This is a genomic window from Cupriavidus sp. IDO (assembly GCF_000812465.1).
Lineage (GTDB): Bacteria > Pseudomonadota > Gammaproteobacteria > Burkholderiales > Burkholderiaceae > Cupriavidus.
On the sequence record NZ_JWMA01000036.1, the window covers coordinates 99,617 to 124,982 of the forward strand.

Below are 25,366 nucleotides of genomic sequence, written 5' to 3' on the forward strand. Positions count from 1 at the left end.
CCTTCTTGTCGGATCTGCCGTCCTCGCGCTCTCGTGGGCGCTGTCTTGCCGGCGTACACCTGGCCTTATGCGGGCGGGTGGCGGGAACACCGTGCTAGGTGGAGCGGCCTAGTACGCTGCGAAGATCGAAATTGCCTGGCTCGTCCGGCTGCACGCGGTCCGCGCAGGCGCCAAGGTGGTGCGCCATGCGGGCCTGCGCCAGCGCGGCGTCGCCCTGTTCGAGTGCGTCAAGAATCTCTTCGTGTTCGTCGAACGAGCAGGCGTTGTTGCCGGGGGCCTCTACGCTGGCAATCATCAATGTGGTGCGCGAGACCAGCCGGCGCATCATGTTGACAAGCAGTGCGTTGCCCGAGAGCTCGGCCAGGGCGGTGTGGAATTCGGCCGACAGGCGGATCCAGCGGGGACGGTCATGCGTGAGGAAAGCCTGGCGCTCGGTTGCCACCATCTTGCGCAGCGGCGTGATGACGGCCTTCACGTCGGGCATGGCGGCGAGCTTTTCCAGCACCGCGCGTTCCATCATCTGGCGCAGCTCGAACATATCGTGCGCCTCGTCGGTGGAAGGGCTGGCGATAAAGGCACCGCGGTTGGGTTCGAGGTCCACCATGCCGTCGGCGGCCAGGTGCGACAGCACCTTGCGCACCGTGTGCCGGGCGGTGGCATAGATCTCGCAAAGGGAGTGCTCGGTCAGCTTGGTGCGCGGCGGGAGCCGGTGCTCCATGATCGCGTCGTAGATCTCGTGGTACATGCGCTCCTCGACCGAGCCCTTGCGTGCGGGCTTCTCGGGCTTCGGGTCGGCAGGAGCGGTGTCAGTGACACCGGCGATCAGCTTCAGGCTCTTGGACATCGTTGCACCATCGCATCGTTGCGTATTGCTCAGGCAGGCGTGGCGCGGATTGCGCGGCCTTGCCAGGTCACCGGAAATCCTGAGTATCAGGAGGCGGTGATCCGAAAATTGTTGACAATTATTTGGTTGGGCATTCAATATTGTCAACAAAACCGACTCAGGTTTTCGACAACTCCGGGTAATCCCTGAGTTGCCAACCGGGTAGGTGCAGGCGCATTGTCGCCACGCACCAACCCAGCGCCGGGATGCGTTAGATGACGTACCGAGCGGGCACCATTCCCACCAATGGTGCTAGTGAAGGCAGCGGCGCCCCTCACAACCCAAACCTCCAAGGAAAAACAGGATGGGACGCTTGACCACTCACGTTCTCGACACCGCCGCCGGCACGCCCGGTCAAGGGATGTCGATTACCCTGCATAAAATTGTCGACAATCGCCGCGAAAAGCTGAAGACGGTCGTGACCAACCACGACGGTCGTTGCGACCAGCCGCTGCTGGAAGGCGAAGCGCTCGCTGTCGGCGTGTACGAACTGGAATTCGGCGCCGGCGACTATTTCCGTGCGCAGGGCACCAAGCTGCCCGAGCCGGCATTCCTAGACGTGGTGACGCTGCGCTTTGGCATTGCCGACACGGCCGCGCACTACCACGTGCCGCTCCTCGTATCGCCCTGGTCGTACTCGACCTACCGCGGCAGCTGAAGCGGTGGCATAGGGAAACAGGAGACAAGTCATGGAAGGCTACATTCTCGACTGGGCCAATCTGCTGCTGCGCTGGGTGCACGTCATCACGGCAATCGCGTGGATCGGTTCCTCGTTCTATTTCGTCTGGCTCGACAACAGCCTCACCCGCCCCTCTGACCCGGACCTGCAGGAAAAGGGTGTCGGCGGCGAACTGTGGGCCGTGCACGGCGGTGGTTTCTACAACCCGCAGAAATACCTGACCGCGCCGAAGACCTTGCCGGAGAACCTGCACTGGTTCTACTGGGAGTCCTATTCGACCTGGATGACCGGCTTCGGCCTGCTGGTGGTGCTGTACCTGTTCAACGCTAGCACGTACCTGATCGACAAGAACGTCTACGACATGTCGCCGGGCGCGGCAGTGGGGCTGGCGCTGGCCTACCTCGGCGCGGGCTGGGTCGTGTATGACTGCATCTGCCGCATCTTCGGCAAGAGCGACCGTACCGTCGGCGTGCTGGTGGCGATCTATGTGGCAGTGGCTGCCTTCGTGGCGTGCCATCTGTTCCAGGGCCGCGCGGCATTCCTGCTGACCGGCGCGATGATCGCCACGATCATGAGCGCCAACGTGCTGGTGTGGATCATCCCGGGCCAACGCAAGGTGGTTGCCGCGCTGCGCGCAGGACAGCCGGTCGATCCGGTCCACGGCAAGAACGCCAAGCAGCGCAGCGTGCACAACACGTACTTCACGCTGCCGGTGCTGTTCGCGATGCTGTCGAACCACTACAGCATGACCTACAGCTACAAGTACAACTGGGCTGTGCTGGTCCTGATCATGCTGGCCGGTGTGCTGATCCGCCAGTTCTTCATCCTGAAGCACAAGGGCAAGATCAATGTGGCATGGCCTGCAGCCGGCGTTGCCGTGCTGGCCGTGGTGGCCGTGCTGATCGCGCCGCAACCGCGTGCAACGGTTGCCGGCAAAGAGGGCGATGCTGCCGGTGCTGCTGCAGCCGCGGTGAATTTTGCCAAGGTGCAGGAAGTCATCAACACGCGCTGCGTGCAGTGCCACGCCGAGGCGCCCAAGATGATGCCGACCGCGGCCAAGGGCATCAAGCTCGATACCGCGGACGAGATCAAGGCGCACGCACAGCTGATCTATCAGCAGGCCGTGCAGCAGAAGTCGATGCCGCTGGGCAACGTGACCCAGATTACGGACGACGAGCGCGCCCTGCTGGGCCAGTGGTTCGAAGGCGGAGCCAAGACCACCAATTGAGGTGTGATCGAACTGAAAGACATGCGGACCGGCTCGCGGAGTCGGTCCACGAAAACCGAGCATCGGTGATCGACGGTCCGGAGGGTTGTGCAGTTTGGCAACCGTCAGTACCGGACCGGCGAGGGTTTGAACGGGGCGCAAGCCCCGTTTTTTTTCGTGCGGCGCGCTCGCCTGCGTTCAGTGCCAGCCGCCCTTTACCCACATCCAGCCGCCGCCGGCGTCATATCGCCATACCCAGTGGCCGGGCACCCAGTAGGCATGGGGGGCGGGCGTCACGGTGACCTGCTCGACGATCACGGCGGGCATTGGCGGCACCGGCTGCTGCACCCATTTGCCGTGCACCCAGAGCCAGTCATTGCCGGCCCACCTCCAGTGCCCCGGCACCCAGTTCCAGCCGTAGCCCGGTGCGGGTCCGCGCTCTTCGTGCACCGGCGGCGGCATGGTGCGCACCATCTGGTGCTGCGGCGCGGGTTCGCGAACGACTACACGCTCGGTCACGCAGCCGGTCAGCGAGCAGGCGACAGCGAGCGCCGCCAGCGCGGGCTTCCAGAGCTGGGGCAGGCGCCGCTGCGCGCGGAGGGTTGTGCTTGGCATTGCGGTTTCTCCTCGTTATTGATAAGGGGCGTCCACGTGTGCGGATGCCTTCGATAACGGGTGAGCATGTGCCTGGCGGTACACCGTGTTGTAAGGGCGTGTTACGCCACGGTGCCGCTTGCCTTTCAGTTGTCTTTCAACCGCCGATATTCAGCAACGCCAGCACGCCCAGCGCCAGGAAGATCGCCGCTGCAATCTTGTGCACCAGCCCGATCGGCATCTTGTTGGCGAACTTGTCGCCGAGCAGCACAGCCGGTGCGTTGGCCAGCATCATGCCGAAGGTCGTGCCGGCCACGACGGCTACCACTTCACCGCTGAAGCGTGCGGCCAGTGCCACGGTAGCGATCTGCGTCTTGTCGCCCATCTCCGCAAAGAAGAACGCCACGATGGTGGTGCCGAGGATGCCGATGGCGCCTTTCACCGGTTTGGCCTGCTCGGCGTCGTCGAGCTTGTCGGGAATGAGCATCCAGCCTGCCATCGCGATAAAGCCGATGCCGAGAATCCAGCGCAGGACATCCTGGCCAAGCACGTGGGTAATCCATCCGCCCAGCGCGCCGGCAAAGCCGTGGTTGACCACCGTGGCGATCAGGATGCCGAGGATGATGGGGAGCGGCTTGCGATAACGCGCGGCCAGGACGAGCGACAGCAGTTGCGTCTTGTCGCCCATTTCAGCGAGCGCGACGATGCCAGTGGAGACGAAGAAGGCTTCCATGTTGTTTTGTGAGTAACCGGGCCGCATGCATCGCGAGATGCCAATGACGCACACCTTTCCCGGCCCGGCCAGAAAGGTATGGTCATCGGTCTCGCCAGGCATTGGACGCTGTCGGGCCAGCACTTGATCGACGCTGGCCGGACGGGTCCTGAGCTGCGCACGCCATAACCGCAAGCGGTCAAGTCTGTTGACGTACGCCCCTGTCCTCCGGAGTCCGCATTGCGCGGCGCGGTGAGAGCAGGGCGGCTACTCCCCAATGGAAGTCGCGATTATAGCGGCTGAGGCGATGGTCGTCCACCGCCGGTCGGACCGGAGTGATCAGGCCGGCACCGGCGAGTTGTCGCTGGTCTGGCGGCCGCGGAAATCGGTCCAGCACAGGGCCTTGAAGTCATACAGCTTGCAGCGGCGCGCCGTATCGAAGTACCAGCGCCACGAGAAGTTCTCGATGATGATGCGGCCCGGCAGTGCGTGCTCGAGCATCGCCTGGGCGCGCTTGAGGCGGTACAGCGGCACGCTCATGTCCACGTGGTGGGCGGTGTGCTCCATGATGTGATGCAGCGCCGTGCCAATGCCATGGCGGAAGCGCAGGTGCACGGTGGTCGAGACGAACGGCTGCGCTTTGGCCCACATGGCCTTGGTGTCGTACCACGCGACGCTGGTGTGGGTGTGGTGCACATAGAGCACGAAGCCGACGGTGGCATTCCACACCAGGAAGGGCAGCACGAAGCCGGCACCGACCAGCATCCAGACCGATTGCCCGGTGACGATAGCCAGCCACACCAGCGCGCCGATCCAGGCGATGCCGAAGGCCGCTACCAGCAGGCAGTCCATCGTGAAGATGGAACGGCGCGTGGCCATCTGGCGCTTGCTGGGGAAGAACAGCTTGCACCACCAGATTTCGACAAGGTAGTACAGGCCGGGGCCGAAGCCGGTGCGGTAGATGCGTTCCATCACGCGGCGCCAGCGCGGCAACGCCTGGAATTCTTCCAGCGAATAGGGCGCCCAGACGAAGTCGAAGCCCTTCAGGTTGGTGTAGCCGTGGTGGACGACGTTATGGCCGACTTCCCACAGGCTGTACGGCGTGAGCGAAGGCAGGAAGGTCAGGCGGCCCAGCCACTTGTTGAGGCCGCGACGCGGCGTCAGGCTCTGGTGGCAGGCGTCGTGGCCGATGATGAACAGGCGCGCGATGATCAGGCCCGCCAGCACGCCCAGGGCGAGCTTGGCCAGCCAGTGCGAGGCCAGCACCACGCCGGCCAGGACGGCAGCGAACAGCGCATAGTCCAGTGCGAACAGCGCCAGTGCGTGCGGCGTGCTGCGCGCACCCAGCGGGATCAGCCAGCCGCGGATGATCTTGCGCGAGGGCAGGGGCTGGTCGGGGGCAATCGGTTCGGGAAGCGGTACCTCGGGATGCGCGGATTGGCTGGCGGTCATGCAAAACCTTCTGTTGGCGGTCGTCGACGCGCGTCGCTCAAACGACGCACGTTGGAAACCGCAAAGATTAGAAGGCTTTGTCCGGGGTGATCTTGATCATCATCAAGCCAGCCGGTGACAGTCCCGGGTATTGGCCGCCTGCCGGGTATTGCCGGCAGGCCGAGTGGCGGGTGGATCAGAGGGCCGGCACGTGGGCAGCCTCACCCATCACATAGACGCTGTCGATCACGCGGTCGTCACCCAGCATGGCGAAGGCGAACAACTGCTCTTCCAGCGTTTCCGAGCGGCCGCTGCGGCGGGCGATCAGCGGCGTGGCCTGCGGATCCAGCACGATGAAGTCGGCCTCGCAGCCTTCGCTGAAGCTGCCGATGCGATCGGCCCAGCCCAGGGCATCGGCGGCGGCGCGGGTGGCCAGGTAGAACATGCGCAGGGCCGTCAGGTGGTAGCCGCCCATGCGCGCCACCTTGTGGGCTGCGTTCATGGTGCGGAACATCGAGAACGAAGTGCCGCCGCCCACGTCGGTGGCCAGGGTCACGTTCAGGCGGTTGGCGTCGGACTGGTGGAAGTCATAGAAGCCGCTGCCGAGGAACAGGTTCGAGGTCGGGCAGTGTGCCACGGCGGCGCCGCTGTCGGACAGGCGGCGGCGGTCGTCCTGATCCAGGTAGATGGCGTGGCCGTAGAACGCGCCCGGGCGCAGCAGGCCGTAGCGGTCGTACACGTCGAGGTAGCTGCGGGCATCCGGGAACAGCTCGGCCACCCATTTCACCTCGTCGCGGTTCTCGGCCACGTGGGTCTGGATGAAGGCGTCCGGGTAGGCGCGCGCCAGTTCGCCGCAGGCGGCGAGCTGGGCTTCCGTCGAGGTCGGGGCAAAGCGCGGCGTGATGGCGTAGGCCAGGCGGCCCTTGTTATGCCAGCGCGACAGCAGGTCGGCCGAATCGCGCGCGCCGGTCTCGGCGGTATCGCGCAGGAACTCGGGGCAGTTGCGGTCCATCATCACCTTGCCGGTGATCATGCGCAGGTTGCGCTGCTCGCTCTCGGCAAAGAGTGCTTCGGCAGAAGCCTTGTGCACCGTGCTCCAGACCACCGCGCTGGTGGTGCCGTTGCGCAGCAGTTCGTCGGTGAAAAAGCCGGCTACGGCGCGCGCGTACTCGGGCTCGGCAAAACGGCGCTCTTCAGGGAAGGTGTAGGTGTCGAGCCAGTGCAGCAGGCCGGGCGACGGCGACGCAATAATGTCGGTCTGCGGGTAGTGCACATGGGTATCGATAAAGCCCGGCACGATCAGCTTGCCGCGGTGGTCGATCACTTCCGCGCCGGCGGGAATGCGAGCAGCCAGCTGCGTGTAGTCACCGGCAGCCACGATGCGGCCGGCCGTGACGATCAGCAGACCATCCTCCCAATACTGATAGGCGTCCTCATGGAACTGCGGATCGCGCAGGAAATGCAGCACGCGGCCGCGGATCGCACGAGAGAGGGACGGAGTCGGGGGAGTGGTCGTCATGGCTTGTCTCATAAGGCCGGCGCCGCGCGCAGGCGGCAGGCCGGGCTCTTGGTATGTGCCGCGCTCAGGCTGCAGGAGCCGTCGCGGGCGGGGAAGTGGGCGGAGCGGACCAGAAATGGTCGACTTCCGCCAGGAACTCGGCCTTCTGCATCGGGGGCAGGAAGGCCGCTTCAAAGCTGTTGCGCGCCAGCTTGTGGGCATCGGCCGCGTCGAGCGGCAGCGCTTCGAACGTGGCCTCCCAGTTGGCGTTCATGTAGCCGCCAAAGTAGGCCGGGTCGTCCGAGTGCAGCGTGATCATGACGCCCGCATCGAGCATGCGCTTGAGCGGGTGGTCGCGCAGGTCGGGATAGACCTTGAGCTTCTGGTTCGACAGCGGGCACACCGTCAGCGCCACGCGTTCGCTGGCGAGCCGCTCGATGAGCGCGGCGTCTTCGACGGCGCGCACGCCATGGTCGATGCGTTCGACATTGAGGATATCCAGCGCATCCGTGACGTACTGTGCCGGGCCTTCCTCGCCGGCGTGCGCCACCAGGTGCAGGCCCAGCTCGCGGGCGCGGGCAAACACGCGCGCGAACTTCTCCGGAGGATTGCCCTGCTCGGACGAGTCCAGACCGACACCGACGAAGCGGTCGCGATATGGCAGCGCCGCTTCGAGCGTGGCGAACGCGTCTTCCTCGGAAAGATGGCGCAGGAAGCAGAGGATCAGGCTGCTCGAAAAATCGTACTCGGTACGTGCCTGGGCCAGGGCGTCGGCAATGCCGTCGATCACCACGCCGATCGGCACGCCGCGCGCGGTATGCGTCTGCGGGTCGAAGAAGATCTCGGCGTGGCGGACGTTGTCGGCGACGGCGCGCTTGACGTAGTCCATCGTCATGTCGAAGAAATCCTCTTCGGTCAGCAGCACGCTGGCGCCTGCGTAGTAGATATCGAGGAAGGACTGCAGGTCGGTGAACGCGTAGGCGGCGCGCAGGGCTTCGACGCTTGGGTAGGGAAGCTGGACCTGGTTGCGCTGGGCCAGCCGGAAGATCAGTTCCGGTTCGAGCGTGCCTTCGATATGCACGTGCAACTCGGCCTTCGGGGTACGGCGGATCTTGTCCGCCAGCGCGGCGTCGATGGTCATGTGGGGCCTCGTATGGGGTCTTGTCGGCGCTTGCCGAGGGCTATTCGGGTTAAGGATGCGCCGCCTCCGCCAGGCTCGCGTTCAGCGCGGCAAGGCGCTGGTCGCGGACCTGGAGCATCTGGGCGACGATCGCAACCGCAATCATAGCCGGAGCCTTGTCCGTGATCCCTGGAACCCCCATCGGGCATGTCATTTCTGCAAACCGGGCCGGGTCGATGCCGTGCTCGGCCATGCGGTGTTCAAAGCGCGCGCGCTTGGTCTTCGAGCCGATCAGGCCGAAGTAAGCGAAGTCCGTGCGCCTGAAAATCTCCTCGCACAAGGTCTGGTCGAGCGCATGGCTGTGCGTCATGACCAGGAAGTAGCTGCCGGCCGGCGCCTGCGCGACCACCGCCTCCGGCGTGTCGCTGGCTTCGGCCTCGACGTTGTCGGGCAGGCCGCCCGGGAACAGCGTGTCGCGCTCGTCGACCCAGTGCACGCGGCATGGCAGGGTGGCAAGCACCTTGACCAGCGCGTGGCCCACGTGGCCGGCGCCGAACAGCACCACGTGCATTTCGTCGGGCACCAGGGTGTCGGCCCATGTGCCATCGGACTCCAGCGTCACGCCGGGCACCACGGCGCGGCTGGCCGAGTAAGTCACCGGGCCCGATGCCGGCACGTGGCGCTGCACGGGCTTGCCCGCGGCAAAGGCCGTCTCGATCGCATCGAGCCAGGCGAGGTCGGCCGTGCCCAGCACTTCGAATGCCAGCTGCACCACGCCGCCACAGCACTGGCCCAGCGCTGGCCCGAGCGGAATGCGTTCGATGCGCCGCTGCTCACCGGTAGTCAGCATGTCGCGGGCAATGTCCATGCCGCGCCATTCCAGATGGCCGCCACCGATGGTGCCGACCAGGTCGTTGGCGCTGACCAGCATGCGGATGCCCGGCTCGCGTGGCGCGGAGCCCTTGACTTCGACGATGGTGACCATCGCCACCGGCACGCCGGTGCGCACCATGCGTGCGGCGTCGGCGAAGCGGAAGGGTTTGAGTGGAGCGTCCTGCATGATCGGGGGCCTTGGTCTGGGTGCTGTCTGGTGCAGGTGTAGTTGTTCTTCTTGCTGCTTTGTGTTCCGGGCGTGGAGCGCGCGCCTGCCTCTGCCTCCGGCCCCCCGGCCGCCACGATGGACGGTCGAGGGGGGAAAGTCCGGAGGCGTCAGCAGGCGCGACGCATCAGGCCGCTTGCGCGATGGCTTCGCGCACGGCATCCGCCGCGTTCAGGATCGCCTCGCTGGTCGCGGGGGCGCTCAGCGGCGGGTTCACCTTGTAGTCGCCGATGGCTGCCACCGCATCGCGGATGGCGAAGAACACGGAGAACGGCAGCAGCAGCGGCGGCTCGCCCACTGCCTTGGAGCGGTGAATGCTGTCTTCCACGTTCTGGTTCTGGAACAGCCGGACGTTGAATTCCTCGGGGCAGTCGTTGATCGTCGGGATCTTGTAGGTGGAAGGCGCGTGCGTCATCAGCTTGCCGTCCTGGTTCCACCACAGTTCTTCCGTCGTCAGCCAGCCCATGCCCTGGATGAACGCACCTTCCACCTGGCCGATGTCGATCGCCGGGTTCAGGGAGCGGCCGGCATCGTGCAGGGCGTCGGCGCGCAGCAGCTTCCATTCGCCGGTCAGCGTATCGACCAGCACTTCCGAGCATGCCGCACCGTACGCGAAGTAGTAGAACGGACGGCCATGCAGCTTGCTCTGGTCCCAGTGCAGCTTCGGCGTGGTGTAGAAACCGTCCGACCACAGCTGCACGCGCGCCACATAGGCTTCGCGCGCCAGGTCTCCGAACGAGAGGCGCAGCTCGCCTGCGACGACCAGGTCATCATTGAGGCGCACGTCTTCCGGTTCGACGCCTGCCTTGCGTGCGGCAAAGGCGGTTAGGCGCTCGCGGATCTGGCGGGCGGCGTCCTGCGCGGCCTTGCCGTTCAGGTCGGCGCCGGTCGAGGCTGCCGTGGCGGACGTGTTGGCCACCTTGCTGGTATCGGTAGCGGTCACGCGCACGCGTTCCAGGCGGATGCCCAGTTCATGCGCCACCACCATTGCCACCTTGGTGTTCAGGCCCTGGCCCATCTCGGTGCCGCCGTGGTTCACCAGCACCGAGCCGTCGTTGTAGACATGCACCAGCGCACCGGCCTGGTTGAAGTGGGCAACGTTGAACGAGATGCCGAACTTCACCGGCGTGATCGCGATGCCCTTCTTCAGGACCGGGCTGGTCGCATTGAAGGCGCGCGTGGCCTCGCGGCGGGCGCGGTATTCGCTGGTGGCCACCAGCTCATCGATCAGTTCGTGGATGACGTTGTCTTCCACGGTCTGGCCGTAAGGCGTGACGTTGTTCTCGCCCTTGCCATAGAAGTTGGCACGGCGCACTTCCAGCGAATCCTTGCCGACGTTGCGCGCTACGTCGTCGAGGATGTACTCGATCGCGAATGCGCCCTGCGGGCCGCCGAAGCCGCGGAAGGCGGTGTTGCTCTGCGTATTGGTCTTGCCGCAGTAGCCGTCGATCTGCACGTTCGGCAGCCAGTAGGCGTTGTCGAAGTGGCAGATGGCACGGGTCATCACCGGGCCGGACAGGTCGGCCGAGAAGCCGGCGCGCGACACCATCTCGACCTTCACGCCTTCGATGTGCCCTGCATCGTCATGGCCGACTTTATAGCCGAACACGAAGTCATGGCGCTTGCCGGTGATCATCATGTCGTCGTCGCGGTCCGGACGCAGCTTGACGGGGCACATCAGCTTCCACGCCGCCAGCGCGGCGCAGCACGCGAACAGCGCCGACTGCGATTCCTTGCCGCCGAAGCCGCCGCCCATGCGGCGGCATTCGACCAGCACCTGGTGCGCATGCCAGCCGAGCATGTGGGACACGGCGTGCTGCATTTCTGTAGGGTGCTGGGTCGAGCACCACACATGCATGCCGTCGTTCTCGCGCGGCGCGGCGTACGAGATCTGGCCTTCCAGGTAGAACTGTTCCTGTCCGCCAAGGCGGATCTTGCCGGCATCCTGGTGCGCGGCGGCGGAGATGTGCTGCACGGCGTCGCCGCGCTTGAGGTGCATCGGCGGCAGCACATAGCTGCCGGCCTGGTGCGCGGCTTCGGGCGACAGCACCGGCGGCAGGTCCTCATAGTCGATGACGCCCAGACATGCGGCGCGGCGTGCCGCGTCGTGCGAGGTGGCCACCACGATGAAGACCGGCTGGCCGATGAACTGCACCACGTCGCGCGCCAGGATCGGGTCGTCGTGGATGATCGGGCCGCAGTCATTGGTGCCGGGGATATCGTCCACCGTCAGCACCGACACCACGCCGGGCGCGGCGCGCACCTTGTCGAGCGAGATGGACTTGATGCGGGCGTGGGCGCGCGTGCTCATGCCGAGCGCGGCGTGCAGCGTGCCGGCCAGTTCGGGGATGTCGTCCGTATAGGTCGCCGTGCCCGCCACATGCAGGTGCGCCGATTCGTGAGGACGCGAGATGCCCACCTGCGGGGTGGACTCGGCGGCAACGCTGGCGTCGAGCAGGAAGGGTTCGGTTTGCTTGTTCATGCCGATCTCTCCTCAGGCCGTGACGGTTGCAGTGGTGCCGGCGCCGATGGCGCGGACGTTGACGGAGGCTGCAGGGAGCGCATCGGCGCGCGTCTCCAGCCAGAAGCGGTACAGCAGGTTGGCGGCGCCGCGGGTGCGGTACGAGGCGGTTGCACGCATGTCGGAAAGCGGCGTGTAGTCCTGTGCCAGCGCGGCCATGCCGGCACGCGCGGTCGCTTCGTTCCAGGGCTGGCCGGTCAGTGCCGCTTCCGTCGCGGCAGCGCGCTTGGGCGTGGCGGCCATGCCGCCGAAGGCGATGCGTGCCTGCGTGACCACGCCGTTTTCGACGGTAATGCCAAATGCAGCGCACACGGCGGAAATGTCCTCGTCAAAGCGTTTTGACAGCTTGTAGGTCCTGAAGTGCTGCGGGCCGGCCACCGGCACGCGCAGGGCCGCGACGAATTCGCCTTCCTGCATGGCGGTCTTCTGGTAGGCCAGGTAGAGGTCTTCCAGTGGCATCGTGCGGCGCGTACCGCCATGCTGCAGCACGACTTCGGCACCGAGGGCGATCAGGGCCGGCATCGAGTCGCCGATCGGCGAGCCGTTGGCGATATTGCCGCCCAGCGTGCCGGCGTTGCGGATCGGCAGCGAGGCGAAGCGTTTCCACATTTCTTCGAGCTCGGGATGCACGGCGTTCAACGCGGCGTAGGCCTTCTCGAGCGTCACGCCGGCACCGATCTCGGTCATGCCGTCGCGTTCCTCGATGGTTTGCAGGTCTTCCACCTGGCCCACGTAAAGCAGGTTGCCCAGTTCGCGGAACTGCTTGGTGACCCACAGGCCGACGTCGGTGCTGCCCGCCAGGATGCGGATGCCAGGCTCGGCGGCCTTGATGGCGCCGAATTCGGAGGCCGTGCGCGGGGCATAGAAGTTCTGGCCTTGCGCGCTGTAGCGGAAGGTCTCGCCGCGCTTGAGGTTGCGCAGCGTGTCGGCGATCTGCTTCGGATTGAGCTTGCTTGCGTGCGGGGCGGGCAGGGCCATCATGCGCTCGCCGGCATCGATGATCGGCCGGTAGCCGGTGCAGCGGCACAGGTTGCCGGTCAGGGCGTCGCAGATGGTCGTGCGCGAGGGCGCTTCGCTGCCCGGCGTGTATTGCTGGTACAGCGCCCACAGCGACATCACGAAGCCGGGGGTGCAGAATCCGCATTGCGAGCCGTGGCACTCGACCATGGCTTCCTGCACGGGGTGCAGGGTGCCGTCGGCCTGGCGCAGGTCCTCGACCGTGATCAGGGCCTTGCCGTCGAGCGTGGGCAGGAACTGGATGCAGGAATTGACAGCCTTGAATTCGACATCGCCGCCGTCCTGCAGCTCGCCGATCACGACGGTGCAGGCGCCGCAGTCGCCTTCGGCGCAACCTTCCTTGGTGCCCGTGCAACGCGCGTCTTCACGCAGGTACTGCAGCACGGTGCGGGTAACGGGGGCGTCGGATACTTCCTGGACCTGGCCGCGGTGGAAAAAGCGGATGGTTTGCGTCTCCATGGTCTTCTCTCTTTCTGTGATGGAGGAAACATAGCATTGGCGCCATTCATGCAATATTCGGCCCAGGTGATATGCCCCATCAGCAGGCACGCCGGTTGGGCGGCAAATGGCCGGCAAGTGGACAGGGCGTGGCCGGATTTGACCGATTACGGGGTGCGTGACATACACTATGCGCCGTTCCCATCCCCCACGCCACCCATCCAGCCCCGGCCGGAAGGACTCCCATCGCCATGCACGGACGCGACCATCTCGATACTTATTTGCTGCGGGTGCTTCACACCCTGCTGACCGAGCAGAGCGTGACCCGTACTGCCGTGCGCCTGGGCCAGTCCCAGCCGGCCATCAGCAACACGCTAAAGCGGCTGCGGGAGATCACCGGCGATGCCATTTTGGTGCGGGGCAAAAACGGCATGGTGCCCACCGAGCGGGGGCGCGAACTGCTGGCGCTGGCCGAGCAGAGCCTGGCGGCGATGGACCGCATCGCCCGCCCGCCCCAGCAGTTCGATCCGGCCACGACGACCCGCACCTTCCATCTGGGCGCGCCTGACTACCTGGACGCCTTTTTCCTGCCAAACATCGTCGAGCGCGTGCGCCGCCTGGCGCCGGGCGCCAAGCTGTTCGTGCATCCGATGACCTCGTCGAGCGACTTTCTCGAGGACCTGGAACAGGGGCAGCTGGACATCGTGGTGGGCAACTGGCTTTCCCCGCCGGAGCATCTGCATATCTCGCCGCTGTTCGACGACGAGGTGGTCTGCATGCTCGGCGCCCAGCACCCGCTGGCGCGCAAGGGACTGACGCTCAAGCACTATCTGGAGATGCCGCATCTGGCACCTGCGCCGTATGCCTCGATGCAGCGCAGCATGATCGACCAGGCGCTGGCGGAGCAGGGCTACAAGCGCAATATCCAGGTGACGCTGCCGTATTTCGGGCTGGTGCCGTATGTACTGATGAAGACGGACATGGTCTTCACGACAGGCCGCCAGTTCGCGGCGCACTATGCGCAATACCTGCCGATCCGGATGGTGGCCTCGCCGGTGGCCTTCCCGCGCATGCGGTTCTACCAGCTCTGGCATGAGCGCTGCCATGCTGCGCCTGATGTGATGTGGATGCGCAGGATGATCGCCGAGGTGGCGACAGACCTGCCGCAGTTGCCGCGGCTGGAAGCAGCGGCGGGCTGACAGGGCGGAAATGGAAAGCGAAACCGGAACGCGGTTCAGGCTCGCCGCGCCTTCCGTTGACTCCGGCGCGGTGGAGCGGGGGTTCCAGCGTATCCCGCCTACCGAGCCGCGAAATCGTCGTTTATTGCCGCGGTTTTGGGGCCGCCGGGCGCGGACTAGCCGTTTTATTTGGCTCTTCGCTGGATCGCGGTTCGGGGTTCTTGGATGCTCTGCTGTTTCGCCGGCGTAGCCGGCGCCCCTTCAGGGGCGAAACCTGAGGCCGTCGACCCTCGACAGCGCCCAACCGCAGCCACTACCCTCAGGTTTATCGGCAACCGCCCCTCCAAAACCCCAACCCCACAAACCAGCGAAGAATCTATTTATTTCCCCTTGTAGTCCGGGAAAAACAGCTGCTCACCCTCGACCTTGTAGCCGGCGATGGCGTCCTGGCCTTCCTTCGACGTAATCCATTCCACCAGCTTCATCGCATCCGCATAGTTGGTGCCGGGGTGCTTTGCAGGATTGACGGCGATGATCCCGTAGGGATTGAACATCTTCGGGTCGCCCTGCACGGCGATCGCCAAGCCGGTCTTGGCGCGGTAGGCGCCGTAGGTGGCGCGGTCGGACAGTGTGTAGGCCGGCATCTGCGCCGCCATCGTCAGCACCTCGCCCATGCCCAGTCCCGCGTTCACATACCAGGGCTGGCCCTTCGGCTCGATGCCGACCTGTTTCCAGTAGTCCTTCTCCATCATGTCGGTGCCCGAGTTGTCGCCGCGGGAGATGAACTTGCTGCCGCTGCCGGCAAGCTTGCGGAAGCTGGCCAGGACATCCTTGCTGCTCTTGAGTCCGGCAGGATCGCTGGCCGGGCCGACCACGATGAAATCGTTGTACATCACGTCGCGGCGATTGACGCCGTAGCCGGCCGCGACGAATTCGTCCTCCATCTTGCGGGCGTGCACCAGCAGCACGTCCACGTCGCCCATCTCGCCCATCTTCATGGCCTTGCCCGAGCCGACCGCAATGACTTTCACGGTCACGCCGGACTTCTGCTCGAACTTCGGCAGCAAGTACTTCAGCAGGCCGGAGTTCTCCGTGCTGGTCGTGGTGGCCATCTTCAGTTCACTGGCGTGCGTGGTTGCCCACATCATCAGGCAGGCGACGGCGGCCATCCGCGGAATCAGGCGAAGCAGGGGTAGGGGCATCTGTGGTTCCTTTGAATTATGTTTTTAGAAACATAATTGCCACGTTCTTCCGTGATCGTGGAGAATGCCGGAAATTACGTAAATAACGGGGTGATCAGATTGTCGTCGAGTCACATCAGGGAAGTAAATATGCAAGGCGGTACATATGACATTTCGCTTTGACCTGTTTCCGGTGATTGCCGCCGATGACAATCCGCGCGCCAACGGCAAGGTTTTCCAGCTGCTGAAGGCGGTGCGGGAGACCGGCTCCCTGCATCGCGCGGCACGCGAGATCGGCCTGTCCTACCGCCACGCCTGGGGCGTGATGCGGGCCTGGGAGGAAATGCTTGGCCGCAACATGCTGGACATGGAGCGCGGCCGCGGCGCTTCGCTGACGCGGTTTGGCGAGCGGCTGCTGCGGGCGGAACTGCGCCTGCGAGAGACCATCGACCCGGTAGTGCAGAAGGCCATGGCGGAATTCATTGCCGACCTAGACGACGCCGTCCTGCCGCAGACCTGCGTGCATTTCACGGGCAGCCACGACCCGGCCGTTGAAGTCCTGGCGGGGGCGCTGGCGCAGCAGCCGTCTTCGCTGCAGCTCGACACGGTGTTCTGCGGCAGCGTGGAAGGCCTGATCTGCCTGCAGGAGAGGCAGTCCGAGCTGGCCGGTTTTTACGTCTCGCCGATCCAGACTGCCGGTTCGGTCGCGCACGTGACGCTGCGCAAGTGGCTGCGTCCGCCGTCGGTCCGGCTCCTGCGGCTGGCATGGCGCGAGCAGGGTCTGATCGTGGCGCCGGAACTGGCACGGGAGATCCATGACCTGCAGGACCTGGTGCGCACGCAGGCGCGCTTCGTCAACCGCCAGCGCAGTTCGGGCACGCGCATGCTGTTCGACCAGTTGCTGGCTGCGCAAGGGCTCTATCCCGACCAGATTGCCGGCTATGACGATCCTGAATTCAGCAATGAGAAAGTGGCCGAAGCGGTTCATGCCGGCCGCGCGCAGGTCGGCTTCGGGCTGCGCATGAATGCGGAGGCCCACGGGCTGACGTTCGTGCCGCTCACGCGCGAGGCGTATTACCTGGCCCTGCGCAAGAATGACCAGACCGCGGGATGGATGGCAGGGCTGCTGGGCTTGCTGGCCGATCCGGCTTTCGCCCGCCGCATCGAGGCCTTGCCCGGCTACACCATGGCCGAGCCCGCGGGCCTGCTGACGCCGCAGGAAGCCCTGCCGTGGTTCGGCCCCGACGGCAAGGAAGGCAGCTGACGCCAAGAGGGCGGCCGGCAGCCGCCCACCGCCCGGCGTATTACACTCCTTGCATGGCGCCGACGCCATTCCGGAACCCTTCGCAAGGAACACAATGCTGGAAACCGCCGCGCTGGCCGCAGGCATGTCCTGGGCCAGCGGCTTCCGCCTCTACCTGGCCGTTTTCGCGGCCGGCGTGCTGGCGCGCCTGGGCTGGCTGGAGCTGCCGCACGGCCTGCAGTCGCTGGAGTCGTGGTGGGTGATCGGCGTGGCGGCCGTGCTGGCGGTTGCCGAGTTCGTGGCCGACAAGGTTCCCGGTTTCGATACCGTCTGGGACAGCATCCATACCTTCATACGCATCCCTGCCGGGGCGATCCTGGCGGCAGCGGCATTTGGCCAGCTCGATCCGCAGTGGATGGTGGCGGCTGGACTGATCGGCGGCACGCTCGCCGGCACCGCGCATGCCGCCAAGGCCGGCACGCGCGCCCTGATCAATGTCTCGCCGGAACCGTTTTCGAACTGGGTGGCCTCATTGACTGAGGATGTGACGGCAACCGGCAGCCTGCTGCTGGCATTCTTCCTGCCCGTGGTCTTCTTCGGCCTGCTCGTCGTTTTCCTGCTGGTCGCCGCCTGGCTGCTGCCGAAGCTCTGGCGTGGCGTGCGACGCCTGCGCGCCACCCTGCGCAGCAAACCGGACAGCCGGCCCGGACGGCTCTGACCGCCCGCTTTCATCGCCCAAGCGCCAGGGACGTGCTGGCACCGACCGCAAACAACACTGACTGACGACCGATGCCAACCGAGTCCGCTTCTGAGCCCGCTTCCGAGCCCAACACGAGCGCCGTTTCGCCTGCTCTTGCTGCCCACCGGCAGACGCCGCATGATGGGCTGCGCTTCTCGCCCTGGCGGCAGGCGCTGCGCATGGCGCGGCGCGACTGGCTGGCCGGGGAGCTCAATCTGCTGCTGTTCGCGCTGGTGCTGGCGGTGGCGGCGCTGGCGAGCGTCGGCTTCCTGGCAGACCGCATGCGCCTGGGGCTGGAGCGCGATGCGCGCCAGATGATTGCATCGGACGTGCTGCTGGTATCCGACCAGCCGTTCGACGCGGAATTTTCGCGGCATGCATCGGCGTCGGGCCTGGCGGTGGCGCAGACGGTGACCTTCCCGAGCATGGCTACCGCGCGCGGCGCGGCGGCGCCGGCGAATGGCGAAGCTCCCAGCCAGCTGGCCGCGCTGAAGGCGGTCAGCCCGGGCTATCCCCTGCGTGGCAAGCTCAAGGTTGCCAGCGCGCCGGGCGCGCCCGAAGCGTTTGCCGACGGCATTCCCGCGACGGGCACGGTCTGGGTCGACGAGGCGTTGCTGAGCGCATTGGGTGTGCACGTGGGCGAGGCGCTCCAGCTGGGCAGCCGCACGTTCCGCATCGAACGGATCATCACGCAGGAGCTCGACCGCGGCGCCGGCTTCATGAACTTTGCTCCGCGCGTGCTGTTGCCGCTGTCGGACCTGGACAGCACCGGGCTGATCGGCTGGGGCAGCCGCGTGACCTACCGCCTGCTGGTGGCTGGGCCCGATGCCGCGGGCGCCGCATACCTGAAATGGGCGAAGGACGAAATCGAGCGCCGCAAACTGCGCAACACGCGCATCGAATCGCTGGAATCCGGCCAGCCGCAGATGCGCGCCACGCTGGACCGCGCCGAGCGCTTCCTGTCGCTGGTGGCAGTGCTGTCTTCAATGATTGCGGCGGTGGCCATCGCCATGTCGGCGCGCCGCTATATGCAGCGCCATACGGACGCCTGCGCCGTCTACAAATGCATGGGCCTGTCGCGCGGGCAGATCCTGCAGGCCTTCGGCATCGAATTCCTGTTGCTGGGCACGGCTGGCGCGGCGGTGGGCGTGGCGCTGGGTTACCTCGCGCATTACGGCCTGCTGCTTTCGCTGGGCGGGCTGCTGAAGGTGTCGTTGCCGCAGCCGTCGCTGGTGCCGGCGCTGGTCGGGGTGCTGGCCGGGCTGGTGCTGCTGGCGGGGTTTGCGCTGCCGCCATTGCTGGCGCTGACGCGCATTGCGCCGCTGCGGGTGCTGCGGCGGGATATCGGGTTGCCGCCGGTGTCGGCATGGGTGGCTTACGCCCTGGGTCTTGGCGCCTTCGTCGCGCTGCTGCTGGTGGCTGCACGCGACCTGCGGCTGGGGCTGACCACGGCTGGTGGATTCGTCGCGGCCGGCGCCGCGTTCGCACTGCTTGCGCTGGGCATGCTGACGCTGCTGTCGCGCGTGCTGCGCGGGCGGCTGGCGGGGCGCACGGCGGTGGGCTGGCGTTTTGCGCTGGCGGTGCTGGAGCGCCGCCGCACCGTCACGGTGCTGCAGACGGTGGCGCTGGCGGTGGGCCTGATGGCGCTGCTGCTGCTCGGCATGACGCGCAACGACCTGGTCGATTCGTGGCGCAGCGCCACGCCCGCGGATGCGCCCAATCGCTTCATCATCAATATCCAGCCGGACCAGCGCGAGCCGCTGCGCAACATGCTGGCTGGCGCCGGGATTCACGACCTGCTTTACCCGATGGTGCGCGGCCGGCTGACGCATATCGGCAAGCGCGCTATCCGCGCCGACAGCTTCACGGAAGGCCGCGCACGCAACCTGGTCGAGCGCGAATTCAATCTCTCCTATACCGACGAGCTGCCCGAGGGCAACCGCGTGATCGCTGGCCGCTGGATGAACGGCAAGGACGCGGGGGCATCGGTGGAAGAGGGCATCGCCAAGACGCTGGGTATCCGGCTGGGCGATACCCTGCGCTTCGATGTGGCGGGGCAGTCGGTGCAGGCGCCGGTCACCTCGCTGCGCAAGCTCGACTGGGGCTCGATGCGGGTCAACTTCTTCGTGATCCTGCCGCCTTCCGCGATGCAAGGCCTGCCGGAAACCTACATCACCTCGTTCCATCTGCCGCCAGCCAGCGCGGCGCTGGGCAACCGGCTGACCGCGGCCTTTCCCAACATCACGGTGGTCAATACCGACCTGATCCTGCGCCAGATCCAGGAGATCGTCGACCAGGTCATCGCCGCCGTGGAATTCCTGTTCGTGTTCACGCTCGCGGCCGGTGTCACGGTGCTGTACGCAGCGCTGTCCGGCGCACGCGACGAGCGCATGCGCGATGCCGGCCTGCTCAAGGCACTAGGGGCGTCGGCGGCGCTGGTCAGGCAGACGCAGTATGCGGAGTTCCTGGTGGTGGGCGGCCTGGCGGGGCTGCTGGCCAGCCTTGGCGCGATTGCCGTGGGCTGGGGCCTGTCGCAGTACGTGTTCGACTTCCCCTACCGCTTCAATGCGTGGATCGTGCCGGTAGGCGTGGTTTCTGGCATGCTGTGCGCTTTTGCGGGCGGCTGGTTTGGCCTGCGCGAAGTGCTGAGGCAGCCCGCGCTGACCACCCTGCGTGACGTCTGAGCCGCCGCACCATTGAATTCATGTGTCTTATGAGTACCGAACCCACTGATAACACCAACGCCGCTGATGTGACCGCCTTCGAACTGGTCGGTGGCGAGGCGCGCGTGCGCGAACTGGTCGACCGTTTCTACGACCTGATGGACCTGGAGACTGAGTTCGCCGGGCTGCGCGCGTTGCATCCCGCATCGCTGGACGGCTCGCGCGACAAGCTGTTCTGGTTCCTGTGCGGCTGGCTGGGCGGCCCCAACCATTTCATCGAGCGCTTCGGTCACCCGCGCCTGCGTGCGCGCCATATGCCGTTCGAAATCGGCATCAGCGAGCGCGACCAGTGGATGCGCTGCATGGCACTGGCGATGCAGGATGTCGGCTTGTCTGAAGACCTGCAGTTGCGCCTGATGCAGGCGTTCTTCCAGACTGCTGACTGGATGCGCAACGTGGCGCGCTGAGGCGCCGCCGCGTTTTTTTTCACCGGAAGGTTTCCCGACCCATGACCGTCCAACTGCCTGAAGCTGCCCTGCGTGTGCTTGATTTCTGGTTCGACCAGCCTGGTTCGGCCGCCTGGAATACCGAGCGCCCGGCATGGTTCACCAAGTCGGATGCCTTCGATGCGCAGATCCGCACGCGATTCCTGTCCGACTGGCAGGTCGCCTGCGACGGGGCACCGGACGACTGGTCGGTCACGCCCGAAGGCGCCTGCGCGCGCGTGGTGCTGCTGGACCAGTTCCCGCGCAACATGTTCCGCAACGATCCGCGCAGCTTTGGCAGCGACGAGCAGGCGCTGGCGCTGGCAAAGCGCATCGTGGCCACAGGCATGGACCGCGCGCTGCCCACGAACTACCACCGCATGTTCTGCTACATGCCGTTCGAGCACTCGGAGGCGCTGGCCGACCAGGACGAATCCGTCAGGCTGACGACGCTGCTGCGTGAAGCCAGCGGCGGGGTGGTGGATGTGGTGGAGTGGGCCGAAAAGCATCGCGCCCTCATCGAGCGGTTCGGACGCTTTCCGCACCGGAACGCGGTGCTCGGCAGGCAGAGCACCGCCGACGAGCTGGCGTTCCTGAAAGAGCCGGGCTCGTCGTTCTAGACGGCCTGGCTCAAGCCGATCTCAGGTCCGCTCGCGGCTTTCCTGCCACTTGTCCACGCGTACGCGCGGCGCGGCGGCGAGCTTGCCGAGCAGGCCTTCGGCGGTATCGGACACATGGAGCAGGTCGGCATGCACCTGCTTGAGGAAGCCTTCCTGCACCGCGTGCGAGAGAAAGCCCAGCATGCTGTCATAGAAGCCGGCCACGTTGAGCAGGCCCACCGGCTTGGCGTGGTAGCCCAGCTGCAGCCAGGTGAAGGTCTCGAACAGCTCTTCGAAGGTGCCGACGCCACCGGGCATGGCGATAAAGGCTTCAGCCAGGTCCGCCATCATCTGCTTGCGCTCGTGCATATTGCGCACGACGTGCAGTTCGGTCAGCCCGCGGTGGCCGACTTCCTTCTGCATCAGCGCTTCGGGAATGATGCCGATGGCCTTGCCGCCGTGCTCCAGCACTGCATCTGCCACCACGCCCATCAGGCCGACCTTGCCGCCGCCATAGACCAGCGACATGCCGTTGTCCACCAGCGCCTTGCCCAGGGCACGCGCGGCCTGGGCATATTCGGGCCGGTTGCCCGGGCTGGAACCACAGTAAACGCAAACGGATTTCACTTCTTTTCCTTCCCGGCCTCTGCGGCCTTCGATGCCGCGTATTCGCGGGCAAGCTGATCGAACGCTTCCCGTGCCCGGCCGCGCAGGTACGGCGCCAGGATCGAGAAGATGTGGTAGCTCGACCCGTGCAGGTACCCGCGGATCTGCTCGGGATCGTTGTACTGGCGCGGATGCTGCACGAACTGGAACGACAGCCAGTAGGTGGCGATCACCACGATATTGGTGCAGATCGCTTCGACCTGCTCCGGCGTGGCTTCCATCTCGCCGTCTTCCTGGAACTGGCGGCAGATCTCGAGTGCAAAGCGCTTCTTCTGCTCGACGATCCGCTTGAAGTTGGTTTCCAGCATGCGGTTGCGCGCCAGCAGGTCGTTGATGTCGCGATACAGGAAACGGTAGTTCCACAGGAACTCGGACATGTACTGCAGGTAGCCCCAGCTCTCGTCCAGCGTGGCCTTGTGGTCGTCGGGCAGCTTCAGGCGGCGCTCCATCTCCTGCTCGAAGCGCACGAAGATGGAGTTGATGATGTCGTCCTTGTTGCGGAAGTGGTAGTAGAGATTGCCGGGGCTGATCTCCATCGCTTCCGCAATGGTCGTGGTGGTGACGTTCGGTTCGCCGACTTCGTTGAACAGGCGCAGCGAGACGTCGAGGATGCGGTCCCTGGTGCGGCGGGGGCCGGTTTGCGGTTTGGGTTCCATGGGCGTCCGGGCGATCGGTAAATCGGGGCAAGGGTAGCGATTATAAGCAATCGTCCCCCGCCCGCCCCATGCCGCCTGGCCTGCGGCCCGCTCAGCCCGCCAGCGCCCGCAGCCAGCGCATCACATGTGGCCCGGCGATCGCAATCCAGGTCCCGCCGCACAGGACCAGCGCCAGCATCACGGCGGCGCTGCCGAAATCCTTGGCGCGCTTGGACAGGCTGTGGCGCTCCAGCGAGATGCGGTCGATCGCGGCCTCGACACTCGAATTGAGCAGTTCCACCATCAGCACGACCAGCAATGTGCCAAGCAGCAAGATCCGCTCGACCACGCTGACCGGCAGCAGGAAGGCGCACGGCGTGAGGATGACCACCAGCGTGAGCTCCTGCCGGAACGCGCTTTCCTCGAGGACCGCATAGCGCAGGCCGGACAGGGAATTGATGCCGGCGTGCCAGGCGCGCGCCAGCCCGCGGTTGCCCTTGTGCGGGTTCTGGTCGACCGAATAGTCGCTACTCTGCACGGGTTGCGCCGGCCTCTGCAGCGGCGGGTCTGACGACAGCGGCTGATGTGGTTTCGACATGGCTTTGCGATGCAGGTTGGGTTGGCGCACCGCCCGGCTTGCTCGTGCTGCCGGGTGCCGCGAGCGGGCGCAGGTGTGCCAGGAACTGCTCGGAAGCGGCGCGCCACGAGAACCGCTCGGCATGGGCGCGGGCCGTGGCGCGGTCGATACGCAGCGCCTCCAGGCAGGCTTCACGCAAGTCCTCGTGCATCACGCCGGCCGGGCTGTCGCCCAGGACATCGATCGGACCCGTCACCGGGTAGGCTGCCACCGGCAAGCCGCTGGCCAGCGCTTCCAGCAGGACCAGCCCGAAGGTGTCGGTGCGGCTGGGAAACACGAAGACATCCGCCGAAGCATACACCTTGGCCAATTCTGGCTGACTCAGCACACCGAGGTAGCTTACCCCCGGATAGCGCGCCCGCAGGCCCGGCAGCGCCGGGCCGTCGCCCACCACCCATTTCGAGCCCGGCAAGTCGAGCGCGAGGAAGGCCTCGACATTCTTTTCCACGGCAACCCGGCCCACGTACAGGTAGATTGGATGTGCGGTATTCAGGACGTTGGCCTGCTGCGTGGTGAAGACGTCCAGGTCGACCCCGCGTGTCCACAGCACCCCGTGGGTGATGCCGTAGCGGTGCAGGTCGTCGAGCACGACCGGCGTCGGCGCCATCACGGCGCGCGCAGGGCCGTGGAACCAGCGCAGGAAGCGGTAGGTCCACGCCAGCGGCATGCCAAAGCGCGCCTGCACGTACTCGGGAAAGCGCGTGTGATAGGCCGTCGTGAACGGGATCTGCTGCTGCATGGCGTAGCGGCGTGCGGCCAGCCCGAGCGGGCCTTCGGTGGCGATATGCAGGGCGTCCGGGGCAAACGCGTGGATGCGCCGCCGCACCCGGCCCGAGGGCATCAGCGAGAGCCGTATCTCCGGGTAGGTCGGGCACGGCACGGTGCGGAATTCCTGCGGCGTGATCATGTCGACCGTGTGGCCCATCGCTTCGAGCTCGCGGCGGGTTGACTTGAGCGTGCGTACCACGCCGTTGACCTGCGGCTCCCAGGCATCGGTGACGATCAGGATCTTCATGCGGACTCCTAGCGGCGTGGCCGCGTGGCTTGCAGTGAACGTTCGGGAATAGCGTGTGGCGAGCGGGGAGCGGTAGTCAGCCGGCCACGACGGCTGCGCGCCGACGCTTGCGCGCGGCGGGCTCGGGCGGGTCGAGCAGGGTGGTCCAGTAGACGATCTTCAGTTCGCCCTCCATGGTTTCCACCAGCGCCGACAGGCTTTCGACCCAGTCGCCGTCATTGCAGTAGAGCTGGCCATCCACGTCGCGGATCTCGGCCTTGTGGATATGCCCGCAGACCACGCCGTCGCAACCGCGGCGACGTGCTTCGTCGACCATCGCGTGCTCGAACGAGCTGATGTAGTTCACCGCGTTCTTGACCTGGTGCTTCAGGTACTGGGACAGCGACCAGTAGGGAAAGCCAAGGCGCGCGCGGATGCGGTTGAAGTGCCGGTTCATCGCCAGGATCACCGTGTACAGCGAATCGCCCAGGTAGGCCAGCCAGCGGGCATGCTGCACCACGCCGTCGAACAGGTCGCCGTGCACCACCCACAGGCGCCGCCCGCTGGCGGTGACGTGGACGGCGTCCTCGCGCACGGTGATGTCGCCGAACGCCATGCCGTCGAACTGGCGTGCCACCTCGTCATGGTTGCCGGGCACATAGATGACTTCGGTGCCCTTGCGGGCCTTGCGCAGCAGCTTCTGCACGACATCATTGTGGCTCTGCGGCCAGTACCAGCCGCGGCGCAACTGCCAGCCGTCGATGATGTCGCCGACCAGGTAGAGCTGGTCCGATTCGTTGTGCTTGAGGAAGTCGAGCAGGTAGGTGGCCTGGCATCCGGCCGTGCCGAGATGGATGTCCGACAGCCAGATGGCCCGATAGCGCTGGATCAGGTGCGGTTCGGGCGGGTAGCTCGTGCCGGCTTCGGAGGCCGGGGGGGATGCCGGGCGGGCAGCGGGAGATTCTAGATCCGAGGCCGGGGGCATGAATGCCGCCAGCGCGGCGGTCACGGAGAAGGTCGGGTCAGGACTTCTGCGCAGCCTGTGCGTGACCCACGACAGATATCCGCGGGCAGATCGGATTGCTTGAACCATGTTGGCCCCGGTAACGGCGATGGCTGCATTCAGCCAGCCTGCCGTGACGGGACC

Annotated in this window: 23 protein-coding genes and 1 riboswitch; of the genes, 8 read left to right on the forward strand and 15 right to left on the reverse strand. The window is 65.9% G+C overall.

Annotated elements, in window-relative coordinates; all coding sequences use genetic code 11:
* Positions 1 to 94 precede the first annotated feature (94 nt).
* Complete coding sequence (locus tag RM96_RS12715) at positions 95 to 844, reverse strand: GntR family transcriptional regulator (protein ID WP_039010926.1); 750 nt, start codon at positions 842 to 844, stop codon at positions 95 to 97.
* A 343-nt stretch (positions 845 to 1,187) separates the two neighbouring features.
* Between RM96_RS12715 and uraH the strand changes: the two genes are divergently transcribed.
* Both uraH and RM96_RS12725 read left to right on the forward strand, forming a co-directional pair.
* Positions 1,188 to 1,541 (forward strand): hydroxyisourate hydrolase, encoded by a 354-nt coding sequence (uraH, locus tag RM96_RS12720; protein ID WP_039010927.1) that lies wholly within the window; start codon positions 1,188 to 1,190, stop codon positions 1,539 to 1,541.
* 31 nt (positions 1,542 to 1,572) lie between these two features.
* Positions 1,573 to 2,790, forward strand: a complete 1,218-nt coding sequence (locus RM96_RS12725) for a urate hydroxylase PuuD (protein WP_039010928.1) — start codon at positions 1,573 to 1,575, stop codon at positions 2,788 to 2,790.
* Positions 2,791 to 2,967: 177 nt separating this feature from the next.
* Here the strand turns inward: RM96_RS12725 and RM96_RS12730 are convergent, their stop codons facing one another.
* The 8 genes from RM96_RS12730 to xdhA form a co-directional block, all read right to left on the reverse strand.
* Entirely contained in the window at positions 2,968 to 3,384 is a 417-nt protein-coding gene (locus tag RM96_RS12730; protein WP_052279484.1) for a YXWGXW repeat-containing protein, read from the reverse strand.
* Positions 3,385 to 3,520: 136 nt separating this feature from the next.
* Positions 3,521 to 4,096: a TMEM165/GDT1 family protein gene (locus RM96_RS12735; protein WP_039011054.1), complete on the reverse strand. Its 576-nt coding sequence runs from the start codon at positions 4,094 to 4,096 to the stop codon at positions 3,521 to 3,523.
* Positions 4,097 to 4,214: 118 nt separating this feature from the next.
* A riboswitch (yybP-ykoY riboswitch) is annotated at positions 4,215 to 4,363 on the reverse strand.
* Between the two features lie 51 nt (positions 4,364 to 4,414).
* Positions 4,415 to 5,527: a fatty acid desaturase gene (locus tag RM96_RS12740; RefSeq protein WP_039010929.1), complete on the reverse strand. Its 1,113-nt coding sequence runs from the start codon at positions 5,525 to 5,527 to the stop codon at positions 4,415 to 4,417.
* A gap of 175 nt (positions 5,528 to 5,702) precedes the next feature.
* Entirely contained in the window at positions 5,703 to 7,025 is a 1,323-nt protein-coding gene (gene guaD / locus RM96_RS12745; RefSeq protein ID WP_039010931.1) for a guanine deaminase, read from the reverse strand.
* A gap of 64 nt (positions 7,026 to 7,089) precedes the next feature.
* Positions 7,090 to 8,145: an adenosine deaminase gene (locus RM96_RS12750; protein ID WP_039010933.1), complete on the reverse strand. Its 1,056-nt coding sequence runs from the start codon at positions 8,143 to 8,145 to the stop codon at positions 7,090 to 7,092.
* A 49-nt stretch (positions 8,146 to 8,194) separates the two neighbouring features.
* Positions 8,195 to 9,184, reverse strand: a complete 990-nt coding sequence (gene xdhC / locus RM96_RS12755) for a xanthine dehydrogenase accessory protein XdhC (RefSeq protein WP_039010934.1) — start codon at positions 9,182 to 9,184, stop codon at positions 8,195 to 8,197.
* A 166-nt stretch (positions 9,185 to 9,350) separates the two neighbouring features.
* Complete coding sequence (xdhB, locus tag RM96_RS12760) at positions 9,351 to 11,705, reverse strand: xanthine dehydrogenase molybdopterin binding subunit (protein ID WP_039010935.1); 2,355 nt, start codon at positions 11,703 to 11,705, stop codon at positions 9,351 to 9,353.
* 12 nt (positions 11,706 to 11,717) lie between these two features.
* The gene (gene xdhA / locus RM96_RS12765) at positions 11,718 to 13,220 is read right to left on the reverse strand and encodes a xanthine dehydrogenase small subunit (protein ID WP_039010937.1); all 1,503 of its coding nucleotides are present in this window, start codon (positions 13,218 to 13,220) and stop codon (positions 11,718 to 11,720) included.
* Positions 13,221 to 13,450: 230 nt separating this feature from the next.
* Here xdhA and RM96_RS12770 point away from each other — a divergent pair, with 230 nt between their 5' ends.
* Positions 13,451 to 14,398: a LysR substrate-binding domain-containing protein gene (locus RM96_RS12770; protein ID WP_039010938.1), complete on the forward strand. Its 948-nt coding sequence runs from the start codon at positions 13,451 to 13,453 to the stop codon at positions 14,396 to 14,398.
* Between the two features lie 359 nt (positions 14,399 to 14,757).
* Here RM96_RS12770 and RM96_RS12775 read toward each other — a convergent pair whose 3' ends face one another.
* Positions 14,758 to 15,546 (reverse strand): substrate-binding domain-containing protein, encoded by a 789-nt coding sequence (locus RM96_RS12775; RefSeq protein ID WP_238587251.1) that lies wholly within the window; start codon positions 15,544 to 15,546, stop codon positions 14,758 to 14,760.
* A gap of 178 nt (positions 15,547 to 15,724) precedes the next feature.
* On the opposite strand from RM96_RS12775, the gene RM96_RS12780 reads away from it, so the two are divergent.
* The 5 genes from RM96_RS12780 to RM96_RS12800 all read left to right on the forward strand — a co-directional run bounded on the left by RM96_RS12780 (position 15,725) and on the right by RM96_RS12800 (position 21,308).
* The gene (locus tag RM96_RS12780; RefSeq protein ID WP_039010941.1) at positions 15,725 to 16,822 is read left to right on the forward strand and encodes a substrate-binding domain-containing protein; all 1,098 of its coding nucleotides are present in this window, start codon (positions 15,725 to 15,727) and stop codon (positions 16,820 to 16,822) included.
* A gap of 94 nt (positions 16,823 to 16,916) precedes the next feature.
* The gene (locus tag RM96_RS12785; RefSeq protein ID WP_039010942.1) at positions 16,917 to 17,519 is read left to right on the forward strand and encodes a DUF4126 domain-containing protein; all 603 of its coding nucleotides are present in this window, start codon (positions 16,917 to 16,919) and stop codon (positions 17,517 to 17,519) included.
* A gap of 71 nt (positions 17,520 to 17,590) precedes the next feature.
* Positions 17,591 to 20,224: an ABC transporter permease gene (locus tag RM96_RS12790; protein ID WP_039010943.1), complete on the forward strand. Its 2,634-nt coding sequence runs from the start codon at positions 17,591 to 17,593 to the stop codon at positions 20,222 to 20,224.
* A 20-nt stretch (positions 20,225 to 20,244) separates the two neighbouring features.
* Positions 20,245 to 20,670, forward strand: coding sequence for a group II truncated hemoglobin (locus RM96_RS12795; protein ID WP_443112253.1), 426 nt, complete (start codon positions 20,245 to 20,247; stop codon positions 20,668 to 20,670).
* 41 nt (positions 20,671 to 20,711) lie between these two features.
* Positions 20,712 to 21,308, forward strand: coding sequence for a DUF924 family protein (locus tag RM96_RS12800; protein WP_039010946.1), 597 nt, complete (start codon positions 20,712 to 20,714; stop codon positions 21,306 to 21,308).
* A gap of 21 nt (positions 21,309 to 21,329) precedes the next feature.
* Here the strand turns inward: RM96_RS12800 and RM96_RS12805 are convergent, their stop codons facing one another.
* The 5 genes from RM96_RS12805 to RM96_RS12825 all read right to left on the reverse strand — a co-directional run bounded on the left by RM96_RS12805 (position 21,330) and on the right by RM96_RS12825 (position 25,312).
* Complete coding sequence (locus RM96_RS12805; protein WP_039010947.1) at positions 21,330 to 21,914, reverse strand: TIGR00730 family Rossman fold protein; 585 nt, start codon at positions 21,912 to 21,914, stop codon at positions 21,330 to 21,332.
* On the reverse strand, positions 21,911 to 22,609 hold the full coding sequence (locus tag RM96_RS12810) for a TetR/AcrR family transcriptional regulator (RefSeq protein WP_039010949.1): 699 nt from the start codon (positions 22,607 to 22,609) through the stop codon (positions 21,911 to 21,913). Before RM96_RS12810 ends, RM96_RS12805 begins: the two co-directional genes overlap by 4 nt.
* 91 nt (positions 22,610 to 22,700) lie before the next feature.
* Positions 22,701 to 23,186 carry a diacylglycerol kinase gene (locus RM96_RS12815; RefSeq protein ID WP_082016533.1) on the reverse strand — a complete coding sequence of 162 codons (486 nt, stop codon included), beginning with the start codon at positions 23,184 to 23,186 and terminating at the stop codon, positions 22,701 to 22,703.
* Complete coding sequence (locus tag RM96_RS12820) at positions 23,116 to 24,240, reverse strand: glycosyltransferase family 4 protein (protein WP_039010950.1); 1,125 nt, start codon at positions 24,238 to 24,240, stop codon at positions 23,116 to 23,118. Before RM96_RS12820 ends, RM96_RS12815 begins: the two co-directional genes overlap by 71 nt.
* 76 nt (positions 24,241 to 24,316) lie before the next feature.
* Positions 24,317 to 25,312, reverse strand: coding sequence for a UDP-2,3-diacylglucosamine diphosphatase (locus RM96_RS12825; RefSeq protein ID WP_039010951.1), 996 nt, complete (start codon positions 25,310 to 25,312; stop codon positions 24,317 to 24,319).
* Positions 25,313 to 25,366: the final 54 nt, after the last annotated feature.